The sequence below is a fragment of the Demequina sp. NBRC 110053 genome, from assembly GCF_002090095.1.
GTDB lineage: Bacteria > Actinomycetota > Actinomycetes > Actinomycetales > Demequinaceae > Demequina.
In genome coordinates, this window is the sequence record NZ_BBRJ01000003.1 from 409,074 (window position 1) to 434,706 (window position 25,633).

The 25,633-nt window shown below is 71.1% G+C and carries 27 protein-coding genes; 8 read left to right on the forward strand and 19 right to left on the reverse strand.

Annotated features, from left to right (window positions below; all coding sequences use genetic code 11):
* The first annotated feature begins 30 nt into the window (after positions 1 to 30).
* A complete protein-coding gene (locus tag B7K22_RS11075) occupies positions 31 to 639 on the forward strand; it encodes a class I SAM-dependent methyltransferase (protein ID WP_234983471.1) in 609 nt (202 codons plus the stop codon).
* Positions 640 to 770: 131 nt separating this feature from the next.
* Here B7K22_RS11075 and B7K22_RS11080 read toward each other — a convergent pair whose 3' ends face one another.
* From B7K22_RS11080 to pgsA, 11 genes are all read right to left on the reverse strand, one after another.
* Complete coding sequence (locus B7K22_RS11080; RefSeq protein WP_234983472.1) at positions 771 to 1,355, reverse strand: YdeI family protein; 585 nt, start codon at positions 1,353 to 1,355, stop codon at positions 771 to 773.
* A 2-nt stretch (positions 1,356 to 1,357) separates the two neighbouring features.
* Positions 1,358 to 2,251, reverse strand: a complete 894-nt coding sequence (gene dapF / locus B7K22_RS11085; protein ID WP_084040297.1) for a diaminopimelate epimerase — start codon at positions 2,249 to 2,251, stop codon at positions 1,358 to 1,360.
* Between the two features lie 101 nt (positions 2,252 to 2,352).
* Positions 2,353 to 3,273 carry a tRNA (adenosine(37)-N6)-dimethylallyltransferase MiaA gene (gene miaA / locus B7K22_RS11090; RefSeq protein ID WP_200807433.1) on the reverse strand — a complete coding sequence of 307 codons (921 nt, stop codon included), beginning with the start codon at positions 3,271 to 3,273 and terminating at the stop codon, positions 2,353 to 2,355.
* Between the two features lie 123 nt (positions 3,274 to 3,396).
* Complete coding sequence (gene miaB / locus B7K22_RS11095; RefSeq protein ID WP_084040299.1) at positions 3,397 to 4,938, reverse strand: tRNA (N6-isopentenyl adenosine(37)-C2)-methylthiotransferase MiaB; 1,542 nt, start codon at positions 4,936 to 4,938, stop codon at positions 3,397 to 3,399.
* A 2-nt stretch (positions 4,939 to 4,940) separates the two neighbouring features.
* A complete protein-coding gene (gene rny, locus B7K22_RS11100; RefSeq protein ID WP_084040301.1) occupies positions 4,941 to 6,401 on the reverse strand; it encodes a ribonuclease Y in 1,461 nt (486 codons plus the stop codon).
* A 30-nt stretch (positions 6,402 to 6,431) separates the two neighbouring features.
* Positions 6,432 to 6,950, reverse strand: a complete 519-nt coding sequence (locus B7K22_RS11105; RefSeq protein ID WP_084040303.1) for a regulatory protein RecX — start codon at positions 6,948 to 6,950, stop codon at positions 6,432 to 6,434.
* A gap of 17 nt (positions 6,951 to 6,967) precedes the next feature.
* Positions 6,968 to 8,056 carry a recombinase RecA gene (recA, locus tag B7K22_RS11110; RefSeq protein WP_084040510.1) on the reverse strand — a complete coding sequence of 363 codons (1,089 nt, stop codon included), beginning with the start codon at positions 8,054 to 8,056 and terminating at the stop codon, positions 6,968 to 6,970.
* Positions 8,057 to 8,290: 234 nt separating this feature from the next.
* Complete coding sequence (locus B7K22_RS11115) at positions 8,291 to 8,524, reverse strand: DUF3046 domain-containing protein (protein ID WP_084040305.1); 234 nt, start codon at positions 8,522 to 8,524, stop codon at positions 8,291 to 8,293.
* A 16-nt stretch (positions 8,525 to 8,540) separates the two neighbouring features.
* Positions 8,541 to 8,852 carry a helix-turn-helix domain-containing protein gene (locus tag B7K22_RS11120; protein ID WP_084040307.1) on the reverse strand — a complete coding sequence of 104 codons (312 nt, stop codon included), beginning with the start codon at positions 8,850 to 8,852 and terminating at the stop codon, positions 8,541 to 8,543.
* Positions 8,853 to 8,943: 91 nt separating this feature from the next.
* Positions 8,944 to 9,459, reverse strand: a complete 516-nt coding sequence (locus B7K22_RS11125; RefSeq protein ID WP_084040309.1) for a CinA family protein — start codon at positions 9,457 to 9,459, stop codon at positions 8,944 to 8,946.
* Positions 9,446 to 10,036: a CDP-diacylglycerol--glycerol-3-phosphate 3-phosphatidyltransferase gene (gene pgsA, locus B7K22_RS11130; RefSeq protein WP_234983473.1), complete on the reverse strand. Its 591-nt coding sequence runs from the start codon at positions 10,034 to 10,036 to the stop codon at positions 9,446 to 9,448. Before pgsA ends, B7K22_RS11125 begins: the two co-directional genes overlap by 14 nt.
* 48 nt (positions 10,037 to 10,084) lie before the next feature.
* On the opposite strand from pgsA, the gene B7K22_RS11135 reads away from it, so the two are divergent.
* Positions 10,085 to 11,446 (forward strand): CapA family protein, encoded by a 1,362-nt coding sequence (locus B7K22_RS11135; RefSeq protein WP_084040511.1) that lies wholly within the window; start codon positions 10,085 to 10,087, stop codon positions 11,444 to 11,446.
* A gap of 28 nt (positions 11,447 to 11,474) precedes the next feature.
* On the opposite strand, the gene B7K22_RS11140 is transcribed toward B7K22_RS11135, so the two are convergent.
* The 7 genes from B7K22_RS11140 to B7K22_RS11170 all read right to left on the reverse strand — a co-directional run bounded on the left by B7K22_RS11140 (position 11,475) and on the right by B7K22_RS11170 (position 20,753).
* Complete coding sequence (locus B7K22_RS11140; protein WP_084040312.1) at positions 11,475 to 13,745, reverse strand: bifunctional diguanylate cyclase/phosphodiesterase; 2,271 nt, start codon at positions 13,743 to 13,745, stop codon at positions 11,475 to 11,477.
* Positions 13,730 to 16,366 (reverse strand): DNA translocase FtsK 4TM domain-containing protein, encoded by a 2,637-nt coding sequence (locus B7K22_RS11145; RefSeq protein WP_371327675.1) that lies wholly within the window; start codon positions 16,364 to 16,366, stop codon positions 13,730 to 13,732. Before B7K22_RS11145 ends, B7K22_RS11140 begins: the two co-directional genes overlap by 16 nt.
* Positions 16,367 to 16,466: 100 nt before the next feature.
* Positions 16,467 to 17,036 carry a hypothetical protein gene (locus B7K22_RS11150; RefSeq protein ID WP_084040316.1) on the reverse strand — a complete coding sequence of 190 codons (570 nt, stop codon included), beginning with the start codon at positions 17,034 to 17,036 and terminating at the stop codon, positions 16,467 to 16,469.
* Positions 17,037 to 17,065: 29 nt separating this feature from the next.
* Positions 17,066 to 18,652, reverse strand: coding sequence for a ribonuclease J (locus B7K22_RS11155; RefSeq protein WP_234983485.1), 1,587 nt, complete (start codon positions 18,650 to 18,652; stop codon positions 17,066 to 17,068).
* Positions 18,653 to 18,755: 103 nt separating this feature from the next.
* Positions 18,756 to 19,649, reverse strand: a complete 894-nt coding sequence (dapA, locus tag B7K22_RS11160; RefSeq protein ID WP_371327676.1) for a 4-hydroxy-tetrahydrodipicolinate synthase — start codon at positions 19,647 to 19,649, stop codon at positions 18,756 to 18,758.
* A 174-nt stretch (positions 19,650 to 19,823) separates the two neighbouring features.
* Positions 19,824 to 20,162 (reverse strand): cupin domain-containing protein, encoded by a 339-nt coding sequence (locus B7K22_RS11165; RefSeq protein WP_084040320.1) that lies wholly within the window; start codon positions 20,160 to 20,162, stop codon positions 19,824 to 19,826.
* 39 nt (positions 20,163 to 20,201) lie between these two features.
* Positions 20,202 to 20,753, reverse strand: a complete 552-nt coding sequence (locus B7K22_RS11170) for a hypothetical protein (protein ID WP_084040322.1) — start codon at positions 20,751 to 20,753, stop codon at positions 20,202 to 20,204.
* Positions 20,754 to 20,890: 137 nt separating this feature from the next.
* Here B7K22_RS11170 and B7K22_RS11175 point away from each other — a divergent pair, with 137 nt between their 5' ends.
* From B7K22_RS11175 to B7K22_RS11200, 6 genes are all read left to right on the forward strand, one after another.
* Positions 20,891 to 21,694 (forward strand): thymidylate synthase, encoded by an 804-nt coding sequence (locus B7K22_RS11175; protein WP_084040513.1) that lies wholly within the window; start codon positions 20,891 to 20,893, stop codon positions 21,692 to 21,694.
* Between the two features lie 4 nt (positions 21,695 to 21,698).
* The gene (locus tag B7K22_RS11180) at positions 21,699 to 22,205 is read left to right on the forward strand and encodes a dihydrofolate reductase (RefSeq protein ID WP_084040324.1); all 507 of its coding nucleotides are present in this window, start codon (positions 21,699 to 21,701) and stop codon (positions 22,203 to 22,205) included.
* Positions 22,206 to 22,360: 155 nt separating this feature from the next.
* On the forward strand, positions 22,361 to 23,032 hold the full coding sequence (locus B7K22_RS11185; protein ID WP_159448855.1) for a GNAT family N-acetyltransferase: 672 nt from the start codon (positions 22,361 to 22,363) through the stop codon (positions 23,030 to 23,032).
* A complete protein-coding gene (locus tag B7K22_RS11190) occupies positions 23,029 to 23,598 on the forward strand; it encodes a GNAT family N-acetyltransferase (RefSeq protein ID WP_084040327.1) in 570 nt (189 codons plus the stop codon). Before B7K22_RS11185 ends, B7K22_RS11190 begins: the two co-directional genes overlap by 4 nt.
* 205 nt (positions 23,599 to 23,803) lie before the next feature.
* Positions 23,804 to 24,493: an AzlC family ABC transporter permease gene (locus B7K22_RS11195; protein ID WP_084040329.1), complete on the forward strand. Its 690-nt coding sequence runs from the start codon at positions 23,804 to 23,806 to the stop codon at positions 24,491 to 24,493.
* Positions 24,490 to 24,813 (forward strand): AzlD domain-containing protein, encoded by a 324-nt coding sequence (locus B7K22_RS11200; RefSeq protein ID WP_084040331.1) that lies wholly within the window; start codon positions 24,490 to 24,492, stop codon positions 24,811 to 24,813. The genes B7K22_RS11195 and B7K22_RS11200 overlap by 4 nt, the downstream gene beginning before the upstream one ends.
* 18 nt (positions 24,814 to 24,831) lie before the next feature.
* Here B7K22_RS11200 and B7K22_RS11205 read toward each other — a convergent pair whose 3' ends face one another.
* Positions 24,832 to 25,599 (reverse strand): ZIP family metal transporter, encoded by a 768-nt coding sequence (locus B7K22_RS11205; protein ID WP_084040333.1) that lies wholly within the window; start codon positions 25,597 to 25,599, stop codon positions 24,832 to 24,834.
* Positions 25,600 to 25,633 lie beyond the last annotated feature (34 nt).

Below are 25,633 nucleotides of genomic sequence, written 5' to 3' on the forward strand. Positions count from 1 at the left end.
CCACACACCACCAGCGGTACGCTCGCTCGGGTGAGCGAGGACCACTACTTCAGCGCGCAGCCGGCCTCGGCCGACGAGCGCCGCCTCATCACGGTGTCCCTCGCCGGGCGCGACGTCGAGGTCGAGACCGCCGCAGGCATCTTCTCCCCGGGCCACGTCGATCTGGGCACGCAGGTGCTGCTGCGCCACCTTCCTCCCGCTCCCTCGGGCGAGGTGCTCGACCTGGGGTGCGGCTGGGGACCGCTCGCCCTCACCGCGGCCCTGCGGACGGCCGATGCGCGGGTCACCGCCGTCGACGTCAATCGCCGCTCGCTCGACCTCACGGCGCGGAACGCGGAGCGCCTGGGGGTCGCAGGTCAGGTGGCCGCGCTCGAGCCCGACGATGTCCCCGCGAACCTGCAGTTCGATGCCATCTGGTCCAACCCGCCCATCCGCATCGGCAAGGAGGCGCTGCACACGCTCTTGGCGACGTGGCTGCCGCGCCTCGCGCCGGGCGGCGAGGCATGGCTCGTCGTGCAGCGCAATCTCGGCGCGGACTCCCTCGCGCGATGGATCGCCGATCAGGGCTGGGGTGAGGTCACCAAGGTCGCGAGCGCCAAGGGCTTCCGGGTGCTGCGGCTCATTCGCACCGCGGGCTGACCGAAGCCGCGATGCCCTGCGACCACCCGCCCCGACACGCGCGAGTTGGGCCCAACTCGCGCATCTACGGGCCTTGATGCACTGGAATCGACCACCAGGATGCCGGCAGGGCCGATGCGCGGGGAACGCTGCTAGAGCCGCTCGCCCTTGGCTGCGGCGTCGGCGATCGCGGTGACGCGCTTCGCGCGCGTCTGGGGTCGCTTCGCGAGCACGAGCTGGGTGAGCGCGTACTTGCGCGCCGAGGGCGGGAACGCGTCGAAGTGCTCTCGCGCGCCGGGCCGTGCCGCGAGAGCCGCCGCGAGGTCCTCTGGGACGGTCAGGTCCTCGACGTCGTCGAGCAGCGTCCACGAGCCGTCGGCCTTCGCACGCTCGATGACCGCGATGCCCTGCGCCTCGATGAGCCCGGCGCTCTCGAGCTCGGCCACCCGGTTCTTGTTCACGCGCGACCACATCGAGCCCTTCTTGCGCGGTGCGCACCACAGCATCGACCTGTCGGCATCGATCGCGCCGGCCGTCGAGTCGATCCAGCCGAAGCACAGCAGCTCACGGACCAGCTGCTCGTAGGTCAGGGACTCGCGCCCGCTCGCGGCCAGCCAGCGCACCACCCAGGTCCCCTGGGTGCGGCGATGATGCTCGGCGAGCCACGCCCTCCACTCCGCGGCGCTCTCCGGATGGATGCGCTCGCGTCCGTCAGGCGCCGCGTCGATGGGGTGCACGGTCAGGCGGCGACCGCGGCGGCCACCAAGGACACGTCGACCTCGCCCTCCGCGACCAGCACGGCTGGCCCCTCGAGGACGGTGCGAGTGCCGATGACGCGCACCGTCACCATGCCACCCGGCACCTCGACGTCCCAGACGTCGGGTGAGCCCTCGCCCGCCCAGGAGCGCACGGCCAGCGCCACGGCGCACGCGCCCGTACCGCACGAGCGCGTCTCTCCCGAGCCGCGCTCGTGCACGCGCATCCTGACGCGCCCGCGCTCGATCCCCTCGCGCACCTCGCCGCCGCGCGTGACCACGAACTCGACGTTCGAGCCGGCAGGCGGCGCGGGGCTCACGCGAGGCGCACGCGTCAGGTCGAGAGCCTCGAGCTCCGCCACGGAAGCGAGCGCCACGACGTGGTGGGGGTTGCCGAGGTCCACCGACAGTCCGGGGCGTGCGGGGGTGAGCCCCACCGCCTCCACCTCGACGTCGAAGCCACCAGGCGCATCGGCGATGCGGAACTCGCCCATCCCGACGGCGAACACGCCGGCGCCCAGCGAGGTCAGCGTGCGCGTCCCGCCGCGGGTGCCGATGGTGAGCCCGCCGGAGAGGTCCGCCCCTGTCTCACGCTCGAGGAATGCGGCGAAGACGCGCGCGCCGTTGCCGCACATCTCGGACGTCGATCCATCCGCGTTCCAATAGTCCATGAACCAGGTGCTGTCGCTCAGCCCGGCGCCGGCCGGCAGCGAGCCTGCGCGCACGGCACGGATCACGCCATCCGCGCCGATTCCCGCTCGCCGGTCGCACAGGAACCGGACGAGCTCGGGCGTGAGGTCGATCTCCCCGCGCTCGTCGAGCAGCAGCACGAAGTCGTTCTCCGTGCCGTGTCCCTTGGTGAAGCGCAGGTGAGCCATGCGACCAGGCTACCCGCGAGGCCCGACAGCGAGATGCTCGGCGTGACGGCTCGCCGGCCGCAGCGTCCACCCTTCGTCACGGCGCCGCCGTTGCAACGGGCTCAAGCGGTCGCGGCGGCGATGGCGTCGGTCGCCGCGCGGTCCAGGTCCGCGAGGTCGCGCGGCGCATCGATCCAGCGGACCCGGCTGTCGGGGCGGAACCACTTGGCCTGCTTGCGCGCGAGCCGGCGCGTGGACTGCTGGATGAGCGCCCGGGTCGAGGCCTCATCGAGCTCGCCGTCGAGGTGTCGCAGCGTCTCGGCGTAGCCCACGGCGCGCCGGGCGGTCACGCCATCGCGCAGCCCACGCGCCTCGAGCGCGCGCACCTCGTCGACCAGCCCGAGCTCCCACATCTGATCGACGCGAGCCTCGATGCGCGGGTCGAGCTCCTCGTAGGAGATCGCGAGCCCCACCTGAACCGCGGGAATCTCGTACTCGAGCGTGGGAAGCGTGCTCGAGAAGGGCTGTCCCGTGAGCTCGATCACCTCGAGAGCGCGCACGATCCGCTTGGCGTTCTGTGCAGGGATGCGGGCCGCGGCGGCGGGGTCGGCGGCGGCGAGCTCGCGGTGCAGCATCCCCGGCCCCTGCTCCTGAGCGCGTGCCTCGAGACGAGCACGCACGGCGGGGTCGGTGGGCGGGAACGCGAAGCGATCGAGCAGCGCACGCACGTAGAGCCCCGAGCCGCCGACCACGATCGCGCGCCCGCCGCGCTCGTGAATCGCGTCGATGTCCGCGCGCGCCTCGCGCTGGAATCGCGCTACGGACGCGTCCTCCGTGACATCGAGCGTGTCGAGCTGGTGGTGGGCGATCCCCCGCCGCTGCGCGACCGTCAGCTTCGCCGTGCCGATGTCCATGCCGCGGTAGAACTGCATCGAGTCTGCGTTGACGACCTCGCCTCCGAGCCGCTCGGCGAGCTCCAGTGACAGCGCCGACTTCCCTGCGGCGGTCGCGCCTACCAGCGCGATCGCGGCGAGCGGCGTCACAGAACTTCCCCCCGCGCGGAGGGTCCAGGAGCGCCGCGCAGCAGCACGGTGCCCAGCAAGAGCCTCAGCTGCGCTGCTGGGGACGGCGCCGATGCGCGTGCCGGCTGCTCGGCCATGCGCGGCTCAGGCGCCGGCGGCGCGCAGGGTCGGGATGCCCAGGCCCACCGGCCCGCCTGCGGCAGGCGAGGCGGTGCCGCAGGTCGATCCGCAGCCTCCGGAGCCGTGGTCGTGCTCGCCGGACCTCACCGCATCCCAGGCATCGCCGGCGCGCGTGCGCCGCACGGCGTACGTGCCGCCCGCGACGCCGCTGTCGGCGATGAGGTGGAAGGGGGCGCCATGCGTCACGTCGACGGTGACCAGGTCGCCTGGCCGCGGCGCCGGGGCGCCGTCGGGCACGGTGAAGTGCACGAGCCGGTTGTCGGGCGCGCGCCCGGACAGTCGCGAGCGGGCGGCGTCCTTGCGCCCGCCCGAGGCCTTGCCATCGGAGTCGAGGACCAACAGCTCGACCGTGCGGCCGACGATCGCGCGGTTCTCCTCGAGTGAGATGCGCTCCTGCAGCTCCTGGAGGCGGCCGTAGCGCTCCTTCATGACGTCGGCCGGGATCTCGGGCAGCTCGAAGGACGGCGTGCCTGGCCGCGGGGAGTACTGGAAGGTGAAGGCGCTCGAGAATCGGGACGCCTCCACCACGCGCAGCGTGTCCTCGAAGTCCTGCTCGGTCTCGCCGGGGAACCCGACGATGATGTCCGTGGTGATCGACGCGTGGGGCATGGCCGCGCGCACGCGCTCGAGGATCCCGAGATACTTGGCCGAGCGGTAGGACCGGCGCATGGCGCGCAGCACGGCGTCCGAGCCGGACTGGAGCGGCATGTGCAGGCTCGGCATGACGGTGGGGGTGGTCGCCATGGCGTCGATGACGTCATCGGTGAACGCCGCCGGGTGGGGCGAGGTGAAGCGCACGCGCTCGAGCCCGTCGATCTCGCCGCAGGCTCGCAGCAGCTTCGCGAAGGCGCCGCGATCGCCGAACTCGATGCCGTAGGAGTTGACGTTCTGCCCCAGCAGCGTCACCTCGATCACGCCCTGGGAGACGAGCGCCTCGATCTCGGCGAGGATCTCGCCCGGCCGACGGTCGCGCTCCTTGCCTCGCAGGCTCGGCACGATGCAGAAGGTGCACGTGTTGTTGCAGCCCACGGAGATGGACACCCACGCTGACGCGATCGCGTCCCGCCTGCTGGGCAGCGTCGACGGGAAGACCTGCAGGGACTCCTCGATCTCGACCTGGGCCTGAGCGTTGTGGCGGGCGCGCTCGAGCAGGACGGGCAGCACGTCGAGGTTGTGGGTGCCGAAGACCACGTCCACCCACGGCGCCTTCTCGACGATCTCGCCGCGGTCCTTCTGCGCGAGGCAGCCTCCGACGGCGATCTGCATGCCGGGCCGACGCGCCTTGACGGACGCGAGCTGGCCGAGGTTGCCGTACAGGCGAGTCGCGGCGTTCTCGCGCACCGCGCACGTGTTGATGACGACCACGTCCGCCACGTCCTCGCCCGCGGGCGCAGCGGTGTAGCCGGCGCCCTCGAGCAGTCCGGCCATGTGCTCGGAGTCGTGGACGTTCATCTGGCACCCGAGCGTCCTGACCAGGTACGTGGGTGCGAGTGCGGTGTCAGTCATGCCTACCCTGCGACGGCGTCCGCGCGAAGCTCGCGGATCACGGTCACCTTGATCTCTCCAGCGAAGCTGAAGTCCTTGCTGATGTGCTCAGCAATTGTACGCGCCAGGTCGCGCGTGCCCGCGTCGTCCACGACGTCGGGCTCGACGACCACGCGCACCTCGCGGCCGGCTGCCATCGCGACCACCTTCACCACGCCTTCATGCTCGGCCACGAGGTGCTCGAGGCTCTCCATGCGCTCGACGTAGCCGTCGGCGTCCTCGCGACGTGCTCCCGGGCGCGAGGCCGACACCGCGTCCGCGACCTGCACGATGACCGCCTCGAGCGTCTCCTGCGGCACCTCGTCGTGGTGGGCCGCGATGGCGTTGACGACGTGCTCGCTCTCGCCGTGCTCCTTGGCGTAGGCGGCCCCGATCGCGGCGTGGGTCCCCTCGCGCTCATGCGTGAAGGCCTTGCCGATGTCGTGCAGGAACGCGCCGCGCCGCGCGAGCTCAGCGTCCGCGCCGAGCTCGAGAGCGATGTCGCCCGCGATCCGGGCGGACTCGACCAGGTGGCTCAGGACGTTCTGACCGTACGAGGTGCGCAGGCGCAGCCGGCCCAGAGTGGCAGCGACCTCCTGGGGGATGCCGCGCACGCCGGCGCTCTCGATCGCGTCGAGGCCCGCATCCAGGTGGCGCTGGTCGACGTCGGCGACCGCACGGGCATAGGCCGCCTCCACGCGCTGGGGCTGGATGCGCCCGTCCTCGACCAGGTCGCGAAGGGTGACCTCGGCGATCTCGCGCCGCTCGACGTCGAAGGAGGACAGCTGGACCGCGTTGACGCCCTCCTCGACCATCACGTTCACGCCCGTCAGCGCCTCGAAGGCCCGGATGTTGCGTCCCTCGCGGCCGATGATGCGACCCTTCATCTCCTCGCTGGGCAGGTCGATCCAGGTGGTCGCCGTCTCGCTGGCGGCCTCGCCTGTCTGGCGCTGCATCGCCTGCACGAGCACCTCCCTGGCGCGGCGCTGCGCGTCCTCCCGGGTCGCACGCTCGACGCGCCGCACCTCGACGAGCGCAGCGTCCTTCGCTGCCTTGACCTGGTCCGCGATGAGGCGCTCGCGGGCCTCCTTCGCGGTGAGGCCGGCCACGGCTGCCAGCGCCTCCTGCTCTCGCCTCTCCAGGCCTGCACGCTGATCCGCGAGGCGGCGCTCGTCGCGCGCGATCACGGACGCCCGCTCATCGAGGGTCCGCTGGAACTTCTGGGTCGCGCTCTGGCTCGCGGCGAGGTCCTTCTCGCGCTGCGCGACGCGCTCCTCCCGGCGCTGCGCCTCGGAGCGCAGCTCGCGCGCCTCCTCGCGCATCTCCTGCGTCTCCGCTGAGGTGGAGCGGCGGATCTCCGCCGCCTCGCGTCGCGCGAAGTGCACCACGAGCGTGGACACGAGCAGCAGGATGAGGGTCACCACGGTGGCGATCAGCTGAGGCACGCGGCTCCCCTCCTTCTGTCTCAGGGCATGCTAGTCGCCTGCTCTATCGGCACGTTGCAGCTCCTTCACAACCCCGAAGGCGATCTCGGGCGAATAGCCCTTGCGCCCGAGCATCGCGACCACACGCCGCACGCGCGTCTGCTCGTCATGGGCCTGCAATGATCTCCAACGCTTGAGGGCGAGCGAGCGTGCCGCCTCGTGCTCGTCGTCGCCGCTGATCTGGTCCAGCGCGGCGTCGATGTGGTCGGTGCCGAAGCCCTTGCGTCGCAGCTCCTGGTGGATCGCCCGGCGAGACGCGCCACGCTCGGAGTGACGCGCGCGTGCGATCGAGGCGGCGAGGGCGCCATCGTCCAGCAGGCCGACCTCCACATAGCGCGCGACGATCTGATCCGCGATTCCCGGTTCGACCTCGCGCTTGAGCAGCCCCTCGCGCAGTTGCGCGGTGGAGCGCGCCGAGTGCGTGAGCAGCCGCAGGGCGATCTCCCGTGCGCGCTCGGCAGGGTCCGCTGGTGTCGTGGGTGCGGATCGCTGCCGAGCGCGCTGGGACATGGGTGAGGCGGGCGACGTCAGAAGGTCGCGCGCTCCTTGGCGACCTTCGCCTGCGCCTGGACGTCGTCCTCCGGCGCGAGCGCGGGCGACTGGTCAGCCTCGCCCGGAGCAACTCCGATGCCAAGCTTGGTCTTGATCTTCTTCTCGATCTCGACGGCGAGCTCGGGGTTGTCCTTGAGGAAGTTGCGGGCGTTCTCCTTGCCCTGGCCCAGCTGGTCGCCCTCGTAGGTGTACCAGGCGCCGGACTTCTTGACGAAGCCGTGCTCGACGCCCAGGTCGATGATGCCGCCCTCCTTCGAGATCCCCTGGCCGTAGAGGATGTCGAACTCGGCCTGCTTGAAGGGCGGGGCCATCTTGTTCTTGACGACCTTGACGCGGGTGCGGTTGCCCACCGGCTCCGTGCCCTCCTTGAGGGTCTCGATGCGACGCACGTCGAGCCGCACCGACGAGTAGAACTTGAGCGCCTTGCCGCCCGTGGTGGTCTCGGGAGAGCCGAAGAACACGCCGATCTTCTCGCGCAGCTGGTTGATGAAGATCGCGGTGGTGCCGGTCGTGTTGAGCGCGCCGGTGATCTTGCGCAGCGCCTGCGACATCAGTCGGGCCTGGAGACCCACGTGGCTGTCCCCCATCTCGCCCTCGATCTCGGCCTTCGGCACGAGCGCCGCCACCGAGTCGATCACGAGGATGTCGACGCCGCCCGACCGCACCAGGATGTCCGCGATCTCGAGGGCCTGCTCGCCGGTGTCGGGCTGAGAGACGATGAGGTTGTCGGTGTCGACGCCGAGCTTCTTCGCGTACTCGGGGTCGAGCGCGTGCTCCGCATCGATGAAGGCGGCCGTGCCGCCCGCGCGCTGGGCGTTGGCGACGGCGTGAAGCGCGACGGTGGTCTTTCCGGAGGACTCGGGTCCATAGATCTCGACCACGCGGCCGCGCGGGAGCCCACCGATGCCGAGCGCGATGTCGAGCGCCACCGAACCCGTGGGGATCGCCTCGACCGCGACGCGCTGCTGCTCGCCCAGCCGCATCGCCGATCCCTTGCCGAACTGCCTGTCGATCTGTCCTAGCGCCGCGTCGAGCGCCTTCGAACGGTCTGCCGCCTGTGCCATGTCGTCTCCCATCATCGGCGGCGTTCCTGCCGCGACCTGTCGTGATGTCATCCACGCTATGACGCGCCTCTGACATCGGCTCCCCGTGGTGCCCTTCCGGCTGTGGAGGGCCGGCGCGGGAGCCGTCCTGTGACCAGGGTAATCGAACGCATGTTCGAAAGGAAGCGCTGGCGCCGGGCGTGTCGCGCGCGGTCGCGGGCCGCCACCCACAGAGCCAGCGCACGGCGAGAGGACTCAGCGAGGAGGGGGCACCGCTCGTTCCCGGCGGCCGCCGTCGCGACGCTCCATCGGGATGTCCATCTGGTCGCAGAGCGCGTGCCAGACGTCGCGGGGCGGGACGCCGTCGTCGAGGGCGTCCCGGCACGTGCGCGAGTCGAGGGCGTCGAGCGCGAGCTCGCGCGCGAGGGTGCCGGCATACGCCTCGCCGAACACGTCGTCGAGCAGGGCCCAGAACTGACTGTGGCGCACTAGTGCACGGCCAGCATCAGCGAGCGCGGACCTCGCCGAGCAGCTCGGGGACCGTGTCCGGAATGGTCGGCATGACGCCCACGGAGTCGAGCGACTCGGCCGTCTCGAAGCGTCCGGAGACCTCGCGCAGGATAGCGGACATGGGGACGTCCAACGCCTCGCATATGGATGCCAGCAGCTCGGAGGAGGCCTCCTTCTGGCCGCGCTCCACCTCGGATAGATAGCCGAGGGACACGCGGGCCCCCGAGGAGATGTCGCGCAGCGTCCTGCCCTGGGTCAGGCGCGCGTCCCTCAGGACGTCGCCGATCTCGTTGCGCAGAACGGGCATGCGGATCCTCCCAGTGGTGGCGCTCATGTCTTTCACGTCACGTCTAACGCAGGGTACCCCAGGGGTGTTCCCTCAGTCCACGACGGCCAGGTCACGTTTGGCTCTCGGCAGAACGGCCGATGCGCTCGTCCAGTGCCTCGGCCACGAGCGCCAGCGCAGCGGTCACCGCGCCGGCGCGCACCACGGCGCGGTCACCGGGGAGCACCAGCGTCCTGGAGCGAGCGGCGCCGTCGACCCACACCGCGATGCAGACCGTGCCAGCCGCCGCGCCGTCATGCGCATCGGGACCCGCGGCCCCGGTGGTCGACACGCCCAGCTCAGCGCCTGTCACGTCGCACACGCCGCGCGCCATCGCGATCGCCGTCTCCTCCGACACGACGCCGCGGTCCCTCATCACCTCCGCAGCGACGCCCAGCACCGCGACCTTGACCTGAGCCTGGTAGGCGACCACGCCCCCGAGCACCGTGGCCGAGGCCCCGGGCACGTCGACGAGCGCGCCGCACAGAGCGCCTCCGGTCAGCGACTCTGCGGTCGCCACCGTGACGCCCGCCGCCACCGCGGCGTCGACCACCTCCACCGCGGTCACGGCGTCGTCAGGCGCCGGCATCCGCGTCCTTCTGGGAAACTGGTCTCGTCGGCCGCGTGGACCGAGCCGCGGCCGCGATGCGCCGCGCGTAGTCGACGCCCGTGACAACCGCGACGGCCACGGCGGCGATGAGGATCCACCATCCGACCGTGGCGAACCACGCCGGGCCGGCAGGCCACATGAGCAGCGTCAGCGCGGCGAGCTGGAGGACGGTCTTGACCTTGCCGCCCGTCGACGCGGCGATCACCGTGTCCGCCGCCACGGCGAGACGGCCGAGCGTGACGCCGACCTCGCGCACGACCAGCACGATCAGCGGCCACCACGGCAGGGAGTCGACGTACGCGAGGCAGCCGAGCGCGCCCAGGATCAGCGCCTTGTCGGCGATGGGATCCGCGAGCTTGCCGAACACGGAGACCACGCCCCACCGGCGAGCGAGCGCGCCGTCGAGGTAGTCGGTCGCGGCGGCAAGCGCGAACAGCACCAGCGCCCACCATCGCAGCGGACCGTCGGCGCCCGCGTCCGCGATCAACAGCCACATCACGATCGGCACGGCGACCAGACGCGCTGCGGTGAGGAGGTTGGGGACGGCGGCGCTCACACGCACACCCTAACGGTGACGTGCGCAGCCTCCGCGATAATGGGCGCCATGCCGTCACCCGTCCACGCCCGCTCGCACCCGCCTCGAGGAGCGGCGATCGCCGTGGCCGCAGCGGCCGGCATGCTGCTGGCGGCCGTCGGCTGGGCCGCGCTCGGCGCGACCACGCCCCCTGACACCTCCGCCGCGGCTCCCACCGCCTCAGGCGAGCCCCTCGTCTCCCCCTCCGCCAGCGCATCGGCTCTGCCCAGCCCCGAGGCCGAGCCCAGCCCCTCCCCCGAGCCCGAACCCGACGTCGCCTTCACCCTGGTCGCGGGGGGCGACATCCTCACCCACGGCCCCGTGCTGCGCAGCGCTGAGAGGGCAGGTGGCGGCGAGTACGACTTCGGGCCGCTCATGGAGAACGTGCGACCATACGTGGGCGGCGCCGACCTGTCGCTGTGCCACATCGAGGTGCCTGTCGCGCCCGAGGGAACGCAGCCGTCCGGCTACCCCGTGTTCGGGGCGCCAGCGGAGCTGATCCCGGCCCTGGATGCCGAGGGATGGACCGGCTGCTCGGTCGCCTCGAACCACTCTGTCGACCGAGGCTTCGCCGGCCTCGAGACGACGCTCGACGCGTTCGACGCCGCGGGCATGGGCCATTCGGGCACCGCGCGCACCGAGCAGGAGTTCCTGGCGACCCAGCTGTACTCCGTGCGCTCTGAGGGGCGCGTCGTGGACGTCGCCAGCATCTCGTTCACCTACGGCCTCAACGGCCTGCCCAAGCCAGAGGGCAAGCCATGGGCGGTGGACACCTTCAATGCTGATGACGCGAACGTCGAGCCCATCCTCGAGGCTGCGCAGCGGGCGCGGGACGACGGCGCCGACGTGGTGGTCGCGTCCGTCCACTGCTGCGTGGAGTACCGCGTCGCACCGGGCGAGGTTCAGCGCTCGATCGCGAGCCAGATCGCCGAGTCCGGCCTGGTGGATCTCTACCTCGGTCACCACGCGCACGTCCCCCAGCCCATCGAGCTGCTGCCCGGCGGCCCCGGCGGCGACGGCATGTGGACAGCCTTCGGACACGGCAACTACCTGTCGAACCAGGACACGCAGTGCTGCGTCGCCGACACCAACTCGGGCTACATCACGACCTCCACGATCACGGTCGCTCCGGACGGCGACGTGGACGTGTCCGTCGAATGGACGGCGATCACCGTCGACCGGCTCGACTCGCACACCATGCACGTGCTGCGGGACATCGAGGACACGGGCACGGCGTCGATCTCAGCGAGCGAGGCGCAGGCGCGACTCGCTCGAGTGTCCGCGGCCGTGGGCGACGAGGCGCGCGAGCGGACCACCCCGGCTGCGGCGCTCGCGGCCAGCGTGGACGCGCGGCTGCGGTGGCGCGAGGAGGGCACGCCGGAGGGGACGTAGGCTCGGCTGGTCGAGCGCCGATGCGCGCTCAGCCGAGCCGCTCGTCCGCGTACGCCGCATCGATCTCCTGCGGTCGCGGCTCGATGAGGCTCGTGGTGAACTGCGGGTGCGAGTCCCCGACCGCGGTGGGCGGCTGCGCCACGCCGAACAGCCATCCTTGACCGTAGCGCCACCCGCAGTTCGCGAGGAACTCCGCCTGCGCCTCCGTCTCGATGCCTTCGGCGATCGTCGCGAGCCCGAGCTCCCTCGCGAGGGCGCCGAGCGCTCGCGACACCCGCGCGCCGGCGGGATCCTCGGGGATGCCTGCCACGAACGACATGTCGAGCTTCACACCGGAGACGGGCAGATCGCGCAGGTAGCTCAGTGGCGACACGCCGGTGCCGAAGTCGTCGAGGAGGATCGGCACGCCGGCGTTGCGCAGCTCGGTGAGCTCGTGACGGATCCGCGTGTTGGGCGCGACCAGCGAGGCCTCGGTGAGCTCGACCACCAGGCGCTGCGGACTCAGGTGGTAGCGGCCGATCGCGCTCAGCACGCGGTCCGCGAACTCCGAGTCGCCCAGCTGATCCGCGCTCACGTTGAGAGACACCCACGTGGTGGTCGACGGGCCGTGCGCGAGGAACTCCGCGGCCTGGTCCACGAGCGCCGTGCCGAGCGCCACGGACAGGTTCTTGTCGTGGATGAGCGGCAGGAACGCGGACGGCAGCAGCAGGCCTCTGGTCGGGTGCTGCCAGCGCACCAGCGCCTCGTAGCCGACGATGGTGCGCGTCGCGAGCTCGAGGATGGGCTGATAGTGCAGGACCAGCTGGCGGGCCTCGATGGCGGCGACCAGGTCGGAGGCGAGGGCGGACTGCGCATCCGTGGTGGTGCGCATCGACGGCTCGTAGACGACGGTGCGCGACTTGCCCGTCGACTTGGCGCGGTACATCGCGGCGTCCGCGGCGCTCAGCAGGCTGGGCGCGCCGCCCGAGATGGTCTCCTCGTCGGCCATCGCGATGCCCACCGAGGCGTGGAGCGTGATCTGGTGTCGCTTAACCTGCACGGGACGCTTGAGGCCATGGTGGATCGCTCCGGCGATGTCGAACAGCGCCTTCGAGCAGTCGGGATCCTGGACCACGATGACGAACTCGTCGCCGCCGATGCGCGACACCGTGCCGCGTCCTGCCGCGGCGGTGCGCAGCACGCCGGCGACATGCACGAGGGCGTTGTCCCCCATCGCGTGGCCGAACCGGTCGTTGAGGCCCTTGAACCCATCGAGGTCGACGGCGATGACACCCACCCGCGTCTCCGCGTCGGGCTGCTCGAGCACCGTCTGGAGCACGTCCTGCAGGAGCGTGCGGTTGGCCAGCCCCGTGAGCGGGTCGTGCATCGCGCGGTGGGCCATGAGCTCCGAGTGCATGCGATCGTCCGTCGAGTCCCGCACCTGCACCACGTAGTGGTCGGGCGCCCCGCCGGCGTAGCGCACCAGACCCACGTCGAGCACGGCCCACACCACGTTGCCGTCGGCGCGCACGTAGCGCTTCTCGACGCTGAACCGGCTCGAATGGCCGTCGTACAGGCGCTGCAGCTGGTCGCGCTCCGCATGCAGGTCCTGGGGGTGGCTGAGCGCGGAGAACGGCGTCCCGCGCAGCGCGGCGACAGTGGAGCCCATCATCTCCGCGAAGGCGCGGTTGACCTCCATCAGGCGCCACTCGAGGTCGACCAGCGCCATGCCGACCGGGGCGTTCTCCATCGCCTTGCGGAACTGGGCGTCGGATCGATTGAGCGCCTCGGCGGCCTCGCGCAGGCCCGAGGTGTCCATCATCGTCACGACCGTCACGGGGCGGTCGTCGAGGCTGTCGGGCGCGACCTTCGAGCGGATCTGGATCCAGCGCACGTCGTCGTCGCCGCGGCGACCAGGCACTCCCACGATGCGAGGCTGGTCGTCCGAGCGCCCCACCCCGAACGCCTCGCGCAGCAGGATGGGGCGCAGCTGGTCGTCGACGGCCCGCAGGTTGAGGCGCGCGATGGGCAGTCCGACGGCGTCCGCGCGGTTCACGTCGAGGATGCTCGCCGCGACATCGGACATCAACGCGATCTCGTCGGTCTGGGTGATGATCAGCACGCCGTCGCGAGCGGAGGAGAGCACCGCCTCGAACTGCCCGCGCAGCTGGCGCTCGCGCGCGAGCATCGCGTCGCGTGTCTGGCGCGCACGGTACGAGCGCCAGAAGGAGAAGAAGGTCAGCGCGGCGAGACCCAGCGCGAGCACCAGCACCGTGATCGCCACGGCTGGCTGCTCGAGCTGCGCTACGACTGACCCCATGGCTCTCCCTCAGCATCGTCATCGACTGCCGAAGCCTCCACGCTAGCGGGAGACTCCCCTCGCAGAATAGCGAGCGTCGATGCCAATTCATCAGGAGTGACCAATACCTCACGAGCCTTCGAGCCCTGGGAGGGGCCCACGATCTCGCGCGTCTCGAGCAGGTCCATGAGCCTGCCAGCCTTGGCGAAGCCCATCTTGAGCTTGCGCTGGAGCATCGAGGTCGAGCCCAGCTGGGTCGTGATGACGAGCTCCGCCGCGGCGATGAGGTCATCGAGGTCGTCGCCGATGTCCTCGGCCACCGCCGCCGCACCACCCTGCGCCACCGTGACGTCCTCGCGGTAGACGGGGTTCGCCTGGTTCTTGACGTGATCGACAGCCGCATGGATCTCGGACTCGGACACCCACGATCCCTGCACGCGCATCGGCTTGGACTCCCCCATCGGCATGAACAGGGCGTCGCCCTGGCCGATGAGCTTCTCCGCGCCTGGCATGTCGAGCACCACGCGCGAATCGGCCAGCGAGCTCGTCGCGAATGCCAGGCGGCTCGGCACGTTCGCCTTGATGGTGCCGGTGATGATGTCGACGGACGGGCGCTGCGTGGCGAGCACCAGGTGGATGCCGGCGGCGCGCGCGAGCTGCGTGATGCGCTGGATCGACTCGTCGACGTCGCGCGGGGCGACCATCATCAGGTCCGCGAGCTCGTCGACGATCACCAGCAGGTACGGGTAGGTGGTGATCGTGCGCTCGGAGCCGGGAAGCGGCTTGACCTTGCCCGCTCGCACCGCCTTGTTGAAGTCGTCGATGTGCTTGAAGCCGAACAGCGCGAGGTCGTCGTACCTCATGTCCATCTCCTTCACCACCCATTCGAGGGCCTGCGCGGCCTTCTTGGGGTCGGTGATGATGGGCGTGATGAGGTGCGGGATGCCCTCGTAGATGGTGAGCTCGACGCGCTTGGGGTCCACGAGCACCATGCGCACCTCGTTGGGCGTGGCGCGCATGAGGATCGACGTGATCATCGAGTTCACGAATGATGACTTTCCGGCACCCGTCGCACCGGCGACCAGCAGGTGCGGCATCTTCGCGAGGTTGGCGAGCACGAAGCCGCCCTCGACGTCCTTGCCGATGCCGATCGCCATGGGGTGGTCGTTCTTGGTGGCCGCCGGCGAGCGCAGCACGTCGCCCAGCGACACGGTCTCGCGGTCCACGTTGGGGATCTCGATGCCGATCGCCTTCTTGCCGGGAATGGGCGACAGGATGCGCACGTCCGGGCTCGCCACCGCGTAGGCGATGTTCTTGGACAGGTTGGTGATGCGCTCGACCTTGACGCCCTGGCCCAGCTCCACCTCGTAGCGCGTGACCGTCGGCCCGCGCGTGAAGCCCGTCACCTGGGCGTCGACGCCAAAGTCCTCGAGGACCGCGCTGAGCGCCTCCACGACGCGGTCGTTCGCGGCGGAACGCGTCTTGTGCGGGGCGCCCTTCGCGAGCACCTCCATGTCGGGCAGCACGTACGGACTGGAGTTCTCGAGCTCTCCCTGCTCTCCCGCAGGGACGATGCTCGTGGTCGGGGGCGCGGCACGCTCCCTTGCCGGTTCAGCCAGGACGTCGTACCCCGCGGTGTCGACATCCTCGCCTGCGGGGTCGTAGGGCGACAGCGGGCGGGTGGACAGCACCTCTGTCCCCGCCATGCCGGTCCCGTACGCGGGTGTCGCTGCGCTCGCAGCGGACGCCGAACCGGGGTTGATGATCTCGTCGAACTCCGAGTGGTCGACGCTCGCGGCGTTGGCGAAGGCCTCGTCCGCCTCGTAGGCGTCGAGGGAGTCGTCCTGGCTCGGCTCGGCCTTGCTCCGGCTCAGCAGGCGGCGGCGGTGCTTGGGCTCCTTGACGGGGACACGGTCAAGAGTCCGGTGCTCGGGCAGGTCCAGGTAGTCCTCGGCCTGCTCGTCGCGGCCGCGCAGCCGTCCCACGAAGGCGCGCACGTGGGCGACCACCTCGCGAATGGGCTTGCCGATGATGATGAGCACGCCCAGCAGCGCGAGCAGGACCAGCACCACGACCGCGAGCGGAGCCGTGAGCGCCCACGCGAGCGGCGTGCCGACCAGGTAGCCCAGGATGCCGCCCGCGTCCTGGACTGCCTCGAGTCCCTCCACGTTGGGGCTCGGCAGGCCCGCGTTGATCTGGATCAGTCCGTCGATGGTGAGCACCAGGATGAGCGCGCCCAGGGTGATGCGGTGGTTGGCCTCCTCCTCGCCCGGGGCACGGAAGAGCCTGATCGCGAACGCCAGAAGCGCAATCGGCATCGCGACCGCGAGGACGCCGAACGTGCCGGCGACCACCCAGTGGATGGCAGTGCCGGCCCACGAGTCGAGGCCCCACCACTCGCGCGCGGCGATGAGGATCGCGGCGATGACGAGCGTGATGGCGAGCCCATCGCGGCGCACGTCGGGGCTCACCTCCTTGGCGCCGTGGCCGATCCGACGCACGCCGCCGCCCACCGCGCCCGCCGTGCCGCGGCCCATCGCCGCGACTCCACGCAGGATCGCCGGCGCGGGCTTCTTCTCGGGCGCCTTGGGACGTGACGCCGGGGACTTCGGGCGCGTGCTCGTGGAACGTGACGGAGCCATGTCACCGGACGCTACCCGCGCATCGGCGAGATGCGTGGTTGCCACCCCGCGCATCGGCGCTATCGACGTGGCCGCCGGAGACGACGATGGACGTCGACGATCAGCCGCGCAGCGGCGTCAGCACCTGCTCCTCGCACACGGCGATCGCGGGCGCCTCCACGGTGCCGTTCTCGTCGGGCTCCTTCGCGAAGTCCCACCCCAGCCAGTTGAGCTCCTGCGTGACCCAGGCGTCGATGAGGGGGTCCTCGTCTTCGAGGCACGCGACCATGTCATCGAGCGCGGCCTCGTACTCCACGACGGACACTCGATCCCGGTCGTACGGCCAGTCGAGCGTGCTCTCGGGCGGCGCGGGCGCAACCTCCACCGCGGCGCCCGTTGCGCCATTGACCAGGGCCCGGTCCCCCAGCGGATCCGCCAGTTGCACCACGACGTAGTCCTGGCAGTCATCGCCCGCGAGCTCGACCAGGCCGCCGCTGCCCGACGGCGTCACCCTCACCTCGTCCTCGCTCTCCTCTACCTGTACCGGCTCGGCCTCGTTGCACGAGTCGAAGGTGACCGCCACGCGCGTACCGTCGAGCGAGAGCTCCGCGGCATCGACCTCGGTCTGCGGTGCGCACGCCGTCAGCGCGAGCACGCCCGCGAGCACTCCCGCCGCCCCCAGCACGCGCATCGGCCCTCCCGTGTCTCCCGAGCGGAAGCCTACGACTCGATGACGATCGGGATGATCATGGGCCGGCGGCGCAGCTTGGTGCCCACGTAGCGCCCGAGGACCCGGCGCATCACCTGCTGCAGCTGGTGCTGGTCGGTCGAGCCGGTGCGGGCGGCGTCCTCCAGGGCGTTCTTGATCTGCGGCAGGATCGCGTCGAAGACGCTGTCGTCCTCGGCCAGTCCTCGCGCATGCACCTCAGGTCCGGACACCACCTTGCCGTTCGCGGAGTCGATGACCGCGAACACGGAGACGAAGCCCTCCTCCGACAGGATCCGGCGGTCCTTGAGCTCGGTGTCGGTGATCTCGCCCACGGAGGAGCCGTCGACGTAGACGTTGTGCGTCTCCACGGCGCCCACCACGCGCGCGCGGCCGTCCTTGAGGTCCACCACGACGCCGTTCTCCGCGAACATCACGTTCTTCTCCGGCACGCCGGTCTTCATCGCGAGCTTGCCGTTGGCGAGCAGGTGGCGAACCTCGCCGTGGACCGGCATCACGTTGCGCGGCTTGACGATGTTGTAGCAGTAGAGCAGCTCGCCCGCGCTCGCGTGCCCGGAGACGTGCACGCGCGCGCTTCCCTGGTGGACAACGGTCGCGCCCAGGCGCATGAGCCCGTTGATGACGCGGAAGACCGCGTTCTCGTTGCCCGGGATCAGGGACGAGGCGAGGATCACCATGTCGCCGGGACCGACCCTGAGCTTGTGGTCGAGGGACGCGATGCGGGACAGCGCCGCCATGGGCTCGCCCTGCGAGCCGGTGCACATGTAGACGACCTTCTCGGGCGGCATGTCGTCCGCCTTCTTGGCGTCGACGAGGATGTTCGCCGGCACGTCGAGGTAGCCCATCTCGGCAGCGATGTTCATGTTGCGCACCATCGAGCGGCCCACGAAAGCGACGCGACGGCCGTGCGCGTGCGCGGCGTTGATGACCTGCTGGACGCGGTGCACGTGGCTCGAGAAGGAGGCGACCACCAGGCGGCCGGTCGCCTGCGAGAACATCTGGTCGAGCACGGGCGTGATCTCGACCTCGGATGCGGTGAAGCCGGGCGCCTCGGCGTTGGTCGAGTCCGTCATGAACAGGTCCACGCCACGTTCGCCCAGTTTCGCGAACGCTCGCAGGTCCGTGATGCGGCCGTCGAGCGGCAGCTGGTCCATCTTGAAGTCGCCCGTGTGCAGCACGGTGCCGGCGTCGGTCGTGATGAACACCGCGAGCGCATCCGGGATCGAGTGGTTGACGGCGACGAACTCGAGGCCGAACTTCCCCAGCTGCTCCTGCTGCCCCTCCTTCACGGCGAGGGTGATGGGCTTCATCCGGTGCTCCTTGAGCTTGGCCTCGATGAAGGCCAGCGTCAGCTGGGAGCCGATGAGCGGGATGTCCTGGCGCATGCGCAGCAGGTAGGGAACGGCGCCGATGTGGTCCTCGTGGCCGTGCGTGAGCACGATCGCCTCGATGTCGTCCACACGGTCCTCGATGTAGCCGAAGTCCGGCAGGATCAGGTCGACGCCGGGCTGGTGGTCCTCGGGGAACAGCACGCCGCAGTCGACGACGAGCAGGCGGCCGTCGATCTCGAAGACGGCCATGTTGCGGCCCACCTCGCCCAGGCCTCCCAGCGGGACGATGCGCAGGGTGCCGGGCAGCAGCGGCTTCGGTTCGGTCAGCTCGGGATGGAAGTTCACGTGTCTCCTAGGGAACGGGAACGCCGCCGGCTCGCAGCGCGGCGGCGAGAGCGGCGAGCTCCTCGTCGTCCAGCGGCAGCAGCGGCAGGCGAGAGTGGCGCCCCGGGATGACGCCGAGCAGCTGCATGGCCGCCTTGGCGTTCGCGGCCCCGGGGCCGTTGAAGATGGCGTCGTGGACGGGCATCAGCTCGTCGTGCAGCGCCTCGGCGCGGGCGGTGTCGCCCGCGCCGTGTGCGGCGATCATCGCCGCGATGCGCTCGCCGGCGACGTGGGCGGTCACGGAGACCACTCCCACGGCACCGGCGCGCAGGAAGTCGAGGGTGAGGGGGTCGTCGCCCGAGTACCAGGCGAGACCGGTCCGCGCGATGCGGTCCTTCGCGGGCTCGACCGCGCCCGTCGCGTCCTTGTTCGCGACGATGGTCTCGACCGCCGCGAGCGCATCGTACGAGTCATCGGTGAGGGCGATGCCGGTGCGTCCGGGGATGTCGTAGAGCATCACGGGAAGGTCCGACGCCGCCGCGATGGCCGTGAGGTGGGCGACGATGCCCTTCTGGGACGGCTTCGAGTAGTACGGCACCAGCGCGAGGATGCCGTCGACGCCGGCCTCGGCACCCTGCTCCGCCATGCGGATCGCGTGGGCGGTGTCGTTCGAGCCGGCGCCGGTGATGAGGGTCACGTCCGGCCCCACCGCCTCGCGGACGGCCTGGATCAGGGCGACCTTCTCGGGAGCGTGGGTGGTGGGCGCCTCGCCGGTCGTGCCCGACAGCACGAGTCCGTCCGATCCGTGCGCCACCAGGTGCTTCGCGAGCTGCGCGCAGGCCTCGAGGTCGAGCTCGCCGTCGGCGTGCATCGGGGTCACCATGGCGGTCAGCACGGTGCCGAACGGGGGCGAGGTCGTCATGGGCATAACCTATCGCGACCAGGCCCATCGCTCCCGCGCGCTCGTGGTGGTCGAATCTCGCTCATCGCGGCCCTTAAACGAGCGAGTTGGGCCCAACTCGCGCACGTAGAGCGGTTGACGCACCGGAACCGACCGCGGGGAGGGCCGATGCACTTGCTGGGTGGGCGTCGCCCGTCACCGTTCGCCGCGGGTCGCCACCGTGAGAAGCATCGCGCAGTCGGTCACCGCTTCGAGGCCGTGCCTCGCCTGCGGGATCTCGAGAAAGTCTCCCGCGCTCATCGCGAGCTCGCGCTCCCCCACCGTGAGGGTCACCTCGCCCCGCAGCACCTGGAGCGTGGCCTCGGCGGGCGCATCGTGCTCGTGGAGGCGATTGCCTCCCGCGACCGCGATGAGCGTCTGGCGCAGGTCGTGCTCGTGGTCCCCCACGAGCGTGATCGAGTGGCGCCCGCTGTGCTCGTCGTACGCGAGCGCGAGCTGCTGGTCGATGAGCGCCTCGAGGCCGACGATCTCCATCCCACCATCATGCAACGCGCAACGGCCGAGCGAGCAGGATCAGCCCGCCGCGATCAGCGCCTCGACGTCGGCGGCCTCGAGCTCGCCTGAGCCGTCGATGACGAGCGTCGCCCGCGAGGCCTCGAACCCGGGGATCGCCTCGCCGCCCACGCCCACCGCAGGGAAGGTGAGCTCGTCGGCCGAGGCCGAAGGCTTCGACAGCTCGACGATGAAGGAGTGGCTGCCACCCGCATCGGTGCCGACGACGATGGCGCGCGGCGTGGTGTCGCCGAAGACATCGTCCCACTGCTGGACGACCTTGGAGATGGGTGCCTCTGTGGCGCCCCTGTCGCCCTCGAGAGTCACGCCCACGACGACGGACGCTGGATCGAGCAGCGTGATGGTGTCCGAGGTGACGGTCGCGCCGTTGGCTGGGATGACCCACAGGTCGCCCTCGGCGGAGTCGTTGCTCGCGGCTGCGATCGCCCAGCCGCCGAACAGTCCGAGCGCTAGCGCGATGACGGTGACGATGGCCGTGACCTTCAGCCCCGTCCGCGTCGACTCCTTCGTCACCGTGATGTCGCCCGACGTGCCGCCCTTGGTCTCGCTCATTGCGCTCTCTCCCTGTCGCCTGCCCTCGGTGGAATGCCCCTAGTGTGGCGCATCCGACCGGTCACACGCGCGACGTCCCCGCCCCACGCGCATCGGCGCTGCGGCCCGCTGTCAGCGCCCGGGCGTACGCTGTCGCCATGGCCGCGATCCCCACGCCGTACGAGGACCTGCTGCGCGACGTGCTCGCGAAGGGCACGCGCAAGGACGACCGCACCGGGACGGGCACGCTGTCCGTGTTCGGCCGCCAGCTGCGCTTCGACCTGTCGCGGGGCTTCCCGCTCATCACCACCAAGCGGGTCCATGTGCGCTCCGTGGTGGGCGAGCTGCTGTGGTTCCTGCGAGGCGACACCAATGTGCGGTGGTTGCAGGAGCGCGGGATCTCCATCTGGGACGAGTGGGCGAACGCCGACGGCGACCTGGGGCCGGTGTACGGCTACCAGTGGCGCTCGTGGCCCGCACCCGGCGGCGGCCACGTGGACCAGATCGCGGCCGTGATCGAGTCGATACGGACCAAGCCGGACTCTCGCCGGCACATCGTGAGCGCGTGGAACCCTGCGCTCGTCGACGAGATGGCGCTGCCGCCCTGCCATGCGCTGTTCCAGTTCTACGTCGCGGACGGTCGGCTCAGCTGCCAGCTGTACCAGCGCAGCGCGGACCTGTTCCTTGGCGTGCCGTTCAACATCGCCTCGTACGCGCTGCTCACCCACATGATCGCCGCCCAGACCGACCTCGAGGTGGGCGACTTCGTGTGGACCGGCGGCGACTGCCACATCTACTCCAATCACCTCGAACAGGTCGAGCTGCAGCTGTCGCGCGACCCCTACCCGTATCCCATGCTCACGCTGCCCGCCAAGGACTCGCTGTTCGACTACGACATCGAGGACGTGGTGATCGAGAACTACCAGCACCACCCGGGCATCAAGGCGCCCGTCGCGGTCTGATCCCATGCTCAAGGCGATCTGGGCGCAGGCGCGCGACGGCTTTGGGCGTCCGGTCATCGGCTCGGCCGGCGACATGCCGTGGCACCTGCCCGAGGACCTGGCGCACTTCAAGGAGCTCACGACCGGGGCTCCCGTCATCATGGGCCGGCGCACCTGGGAGTCCTTCCCGGCGCGGTTTCGGCCCCTCCCTGGCCGGGTGAACGTCGTGATCACCACGGGCGGTGCGATCGACGGGGCCGATGCGGTGGTCGGGTCGCTCGACGAAGCCCTCGTCGCCGCGGCACGGCTCGCCGAGGGGCGCGATGCGTGGGTCATCGGCGGCGGACGCGTCTACGCCGAGGCGATGGAGCGCCTGGACCTCCTCGAGGTCACCGAGATCGACCTCGAGGTCGATGGCGACACCTTCGCACCCGCGATCGACGGTGCGGCGTGGGAGCCCACTGAAGAAGGAGAATGGGCGACCTCGCGCACCGGGACGCGGTACCGCTTCCTGACCTACGCGAGGCGGTGACCGCCCGCTAGAAGATCGCGCTGATGAGGAACCCGCCTGTGGCGGTGAGGATCAGCGCGGCGATCGTCACTCCTGCCACCAGGCGCGTGCGGCGCTGCCGTCTGTCGTCGCTCATAGTGCGTCACTCTAGCGCCTGTGGCTGGCAGGATGACCGCATGCCCTACGCCGTGCCGCAGCGCATCGAGACCGAGCGACTGGTGCTGCGCCCGTACGTCGCCACGGACGCCGAGGCGCTCGCCGCCGTGGTGCCCCGCAACATGGACCACCTGCGCCGGTACATGGAGTGGATCGCGTTCGAGCCGCAGACAGTGGAACAGCGGCGCGCATGGATCGCGGACGTGAACGGCAAGTGGGACGCGGATACCGACTTCACGATGGGCATCTTCCTGCAAGGCGGCGAGGCCGAACTCGTCGGTGGCACCGGCTTCCACGTGCGCACCGACCCTGACCGACTCGAGATCGGCTACTGGATCGATGCGGGCCACGAGGGACGCGGCCTCGTCACGGAGGCCGTGGCCGCGCTCACACGGGTGGGGCTTGAGCTGGCGGGCGCCGACCTGGTCGACATCGCTCACGCCCAGACGAATGTGCGGTCGGGCGCGATCCCCTCGCGTCTGGGCTTCGTGCGTGAGGAGCGCGCCCGTGCGCCGCTGTTCGATGCCGGCGCACCGGTGGCCGCGAGCCGCGAATGCGCGGACGATGGTGCCATGGTGCCGGCCGTCACGTGGCGGGCTTCGCGAGAGACGCTGTCGCGTGAGCCGCTCGCGTCGTGGCCGCGCCCGCTGGCCTTCGATGCCGCGGGGTCGCAGATCGCCTGGCCCGCATGACGCCATCGCTCGCGGGCGTTCCGACCCGCATCGAGACCCGGCGGCTGGTGCTGCGGGCGTTCGAGGCTGCGGACGCGGAGGCCTTCGATGCGCTCGTCATGTCCTCGATCGACCACCTCCTGCCGTGGCAGCCGTGGGCTGCCGACGAGCCGCATCCGATGGACCAGCGACGGAGAGACCTCGGCGCCCTGGGCGAGCAGCTGCGCGCCGGCTCCGAGGCTCACTACGCGATCACCTATGCTGGCGACGGGATGCTGCTGGGCAGTGCGGCGCTCGTGCCCGGCGCGAGCGCGGGGTGCATCGAGGTGGGCTACTGGCTCGGCGTCACCCACACGGGCTGCGGCTATGCGACCGAGGCCGCGCGTGTGCTCACTCATGTGGGGCTCGCGACGCTGGGACTCCCGCGGCTCGAGATCTGGGCCGACGAGGCGAACGACGCTTCCAACGCCGTCGCGCGCCGCGCCGGCTACGCGTTCGAGTCGACGCAGCAGTCCTACCTCGACGATGCCGGAGAGCCACCGCTCATGAACGTGTGGGTCGCCGACGGGGGCTGGCTCGCGCGCTGAAGCGGTGCCCCGCCCCCGTCCGCCCTCCCGCGTACGGAAGTCGCAGATGATCTGCGCGTCGAGCGGCGACTCCCCGTTTGGCAGCACGCGACCGCGACAGTTCATCTGCGACTTCGGTCCATGCTCGCCTGACGAGGCCGGCGCCAGCCAGGCAGGAGCCACCTCGCCCGGCAGCGGCCCCCGCGCCGCGTGCCAGGATGAGCGCATGCAGCGCCTGTCCCCCGTCCGCCAGCAGGCGGTGTCGGTGTCGCTCGCGACGGGTGCGTACGCGATCAGCTTTGGCGCCTTGTCGGTGGCGGCCGGCCTCGACGTGTGGCAGACGATGGCGCTGAGTCTGCTGGTGTTCTCGGGCGGCTCGCAGTTCGCGTTCGTCGGAGTGATCGCCGCGGGCGGCTCGCCCGGCGCCGCCGTGGCGACCAGCACCGTTCTGGGACTGCGCAACGGGTTCTACGGCGTGGGCCTCGCGCCCGTCCTGAGGCCCATGCGCGGCCTCCGGCTCGCCTGGGCGAGCCAGGTGACCATCGACGAGTCGACCGCGGTCGCCCTCGCCCAGCCGGCCGACGACGTTCCGGCCAGGCGCGCCGGGTTCTGGTGGACCGGCGTGGGCGTGTTCGCGCTGTGGAACGCGGTCACCGTCGTGGGTGCTGTGCTCGGCTCGCGCATCGGCGATCCCGCGCAGTGGGGACTCGATGCTGCCGCGGCAGCCGCGTTCCTGGGACTGCTGTGGCCGCGCCTCGCCTCGCGGGCCGCGCAGGCGGTGGCGGGCGCATCGGCTGTCCTCGCTTTGCTGCTCACGCCCGTGCTGCCCGCGGGACTGCCGATCCTGGCCGCCGCCCTCGTCGCCATCGCCGCGGGCTGGCGCGCGCCACGGAGCCGAGCGGAGGTTCCCGAGTGAGCGCCTACGCCCTCCTGTGGGCAGCGATCGTCGCCGCCGGACTGCTCGCGTGGCTGACCAAGCTCGCGGGCCACACCGTGCCCGAGGCGTGGCTCGAGAACCCTCGCGTGCACCGCATCGCGGCCTTCGTCACCGTGGCCCTGCTGAGCGCGCTGTTCGCCGTGCAGGCCTTCACGGCGGGCTCGTCCGTGGTCGTGGACGCCCGGGTCGCCGCCGTCGCGGTGGCAGCCGTGCTGCTGTGGCGGAGGGCGCCCTTCATCGTCGTGGTGCTGGCCGCCGCTGTCGTGGCGGCGGCGCTGCGCTGGCTCGGCTGGGGCTGACGCCCTGACTACGTACGCCTAGAGCAGCTCGCCCAGGGCGAACGCCACGAGGAAGCCCGCCGTCGCGATCAGACCCGTGGCCCAGTGATCCTCGTCGAACGCCTCGGGGATCATCGCGTTGCACACCATTGCGAGCAGCGCCCCCGCGGCCACGGACTGGATCACCGCGACGGTCGCTCCCGAGGCTCCCTGCAGGAACAGCACGGCGGCGACAGCCGCGATGACCGCGAGCGCCGTGATGCCGCCCCACAGCCCGAACACGAAGGCCGGGCCGCGACCCGATCGCCGCAGCGGCACGGTGCCCGCCAGGCCCTCCGGGACGTTGCTCAGGCCGATCGCGGCGACGATAGCGACGGGGAAGCCGCCGCTCGCCGCCGCGAGGCCGATCACGATCGCCTCGGGAATCCCGTCCAGCAGCGCGCCCACGGCGATGGGCGCTCCCCCGCCGGAGCCGTCGCCGCCGCGCCGCGCGGTCGCGTTGCGTGAGCCCGACGGCTCATCCGACGGGTCGCGGCGCCGCTTCGCCACGCGCTTGACCCACGCGTCACCGCCCACGTAGAGGAGGGCACCCCCGGCGAAGCCGAGCGCGACGGGCCACACGCCTCCCGCCTCGTGCGCCTCCGCGACGAGCTCGAGCGCGAGGGTCGCGATCAGCACGCCCGCACCGAACGCCATCACGCCGGCGATCACGCGCTGCGCCACGTCCCATCGCCACGCGATCGCCGCTCCGATCAGGAGAGCTCCGACGCCCACGAGCGCGGCGAGCGCAGCAGTGCCGACGACCATCACCCCAGGCTAGCGCGCGGCCCACGGCGCGTAC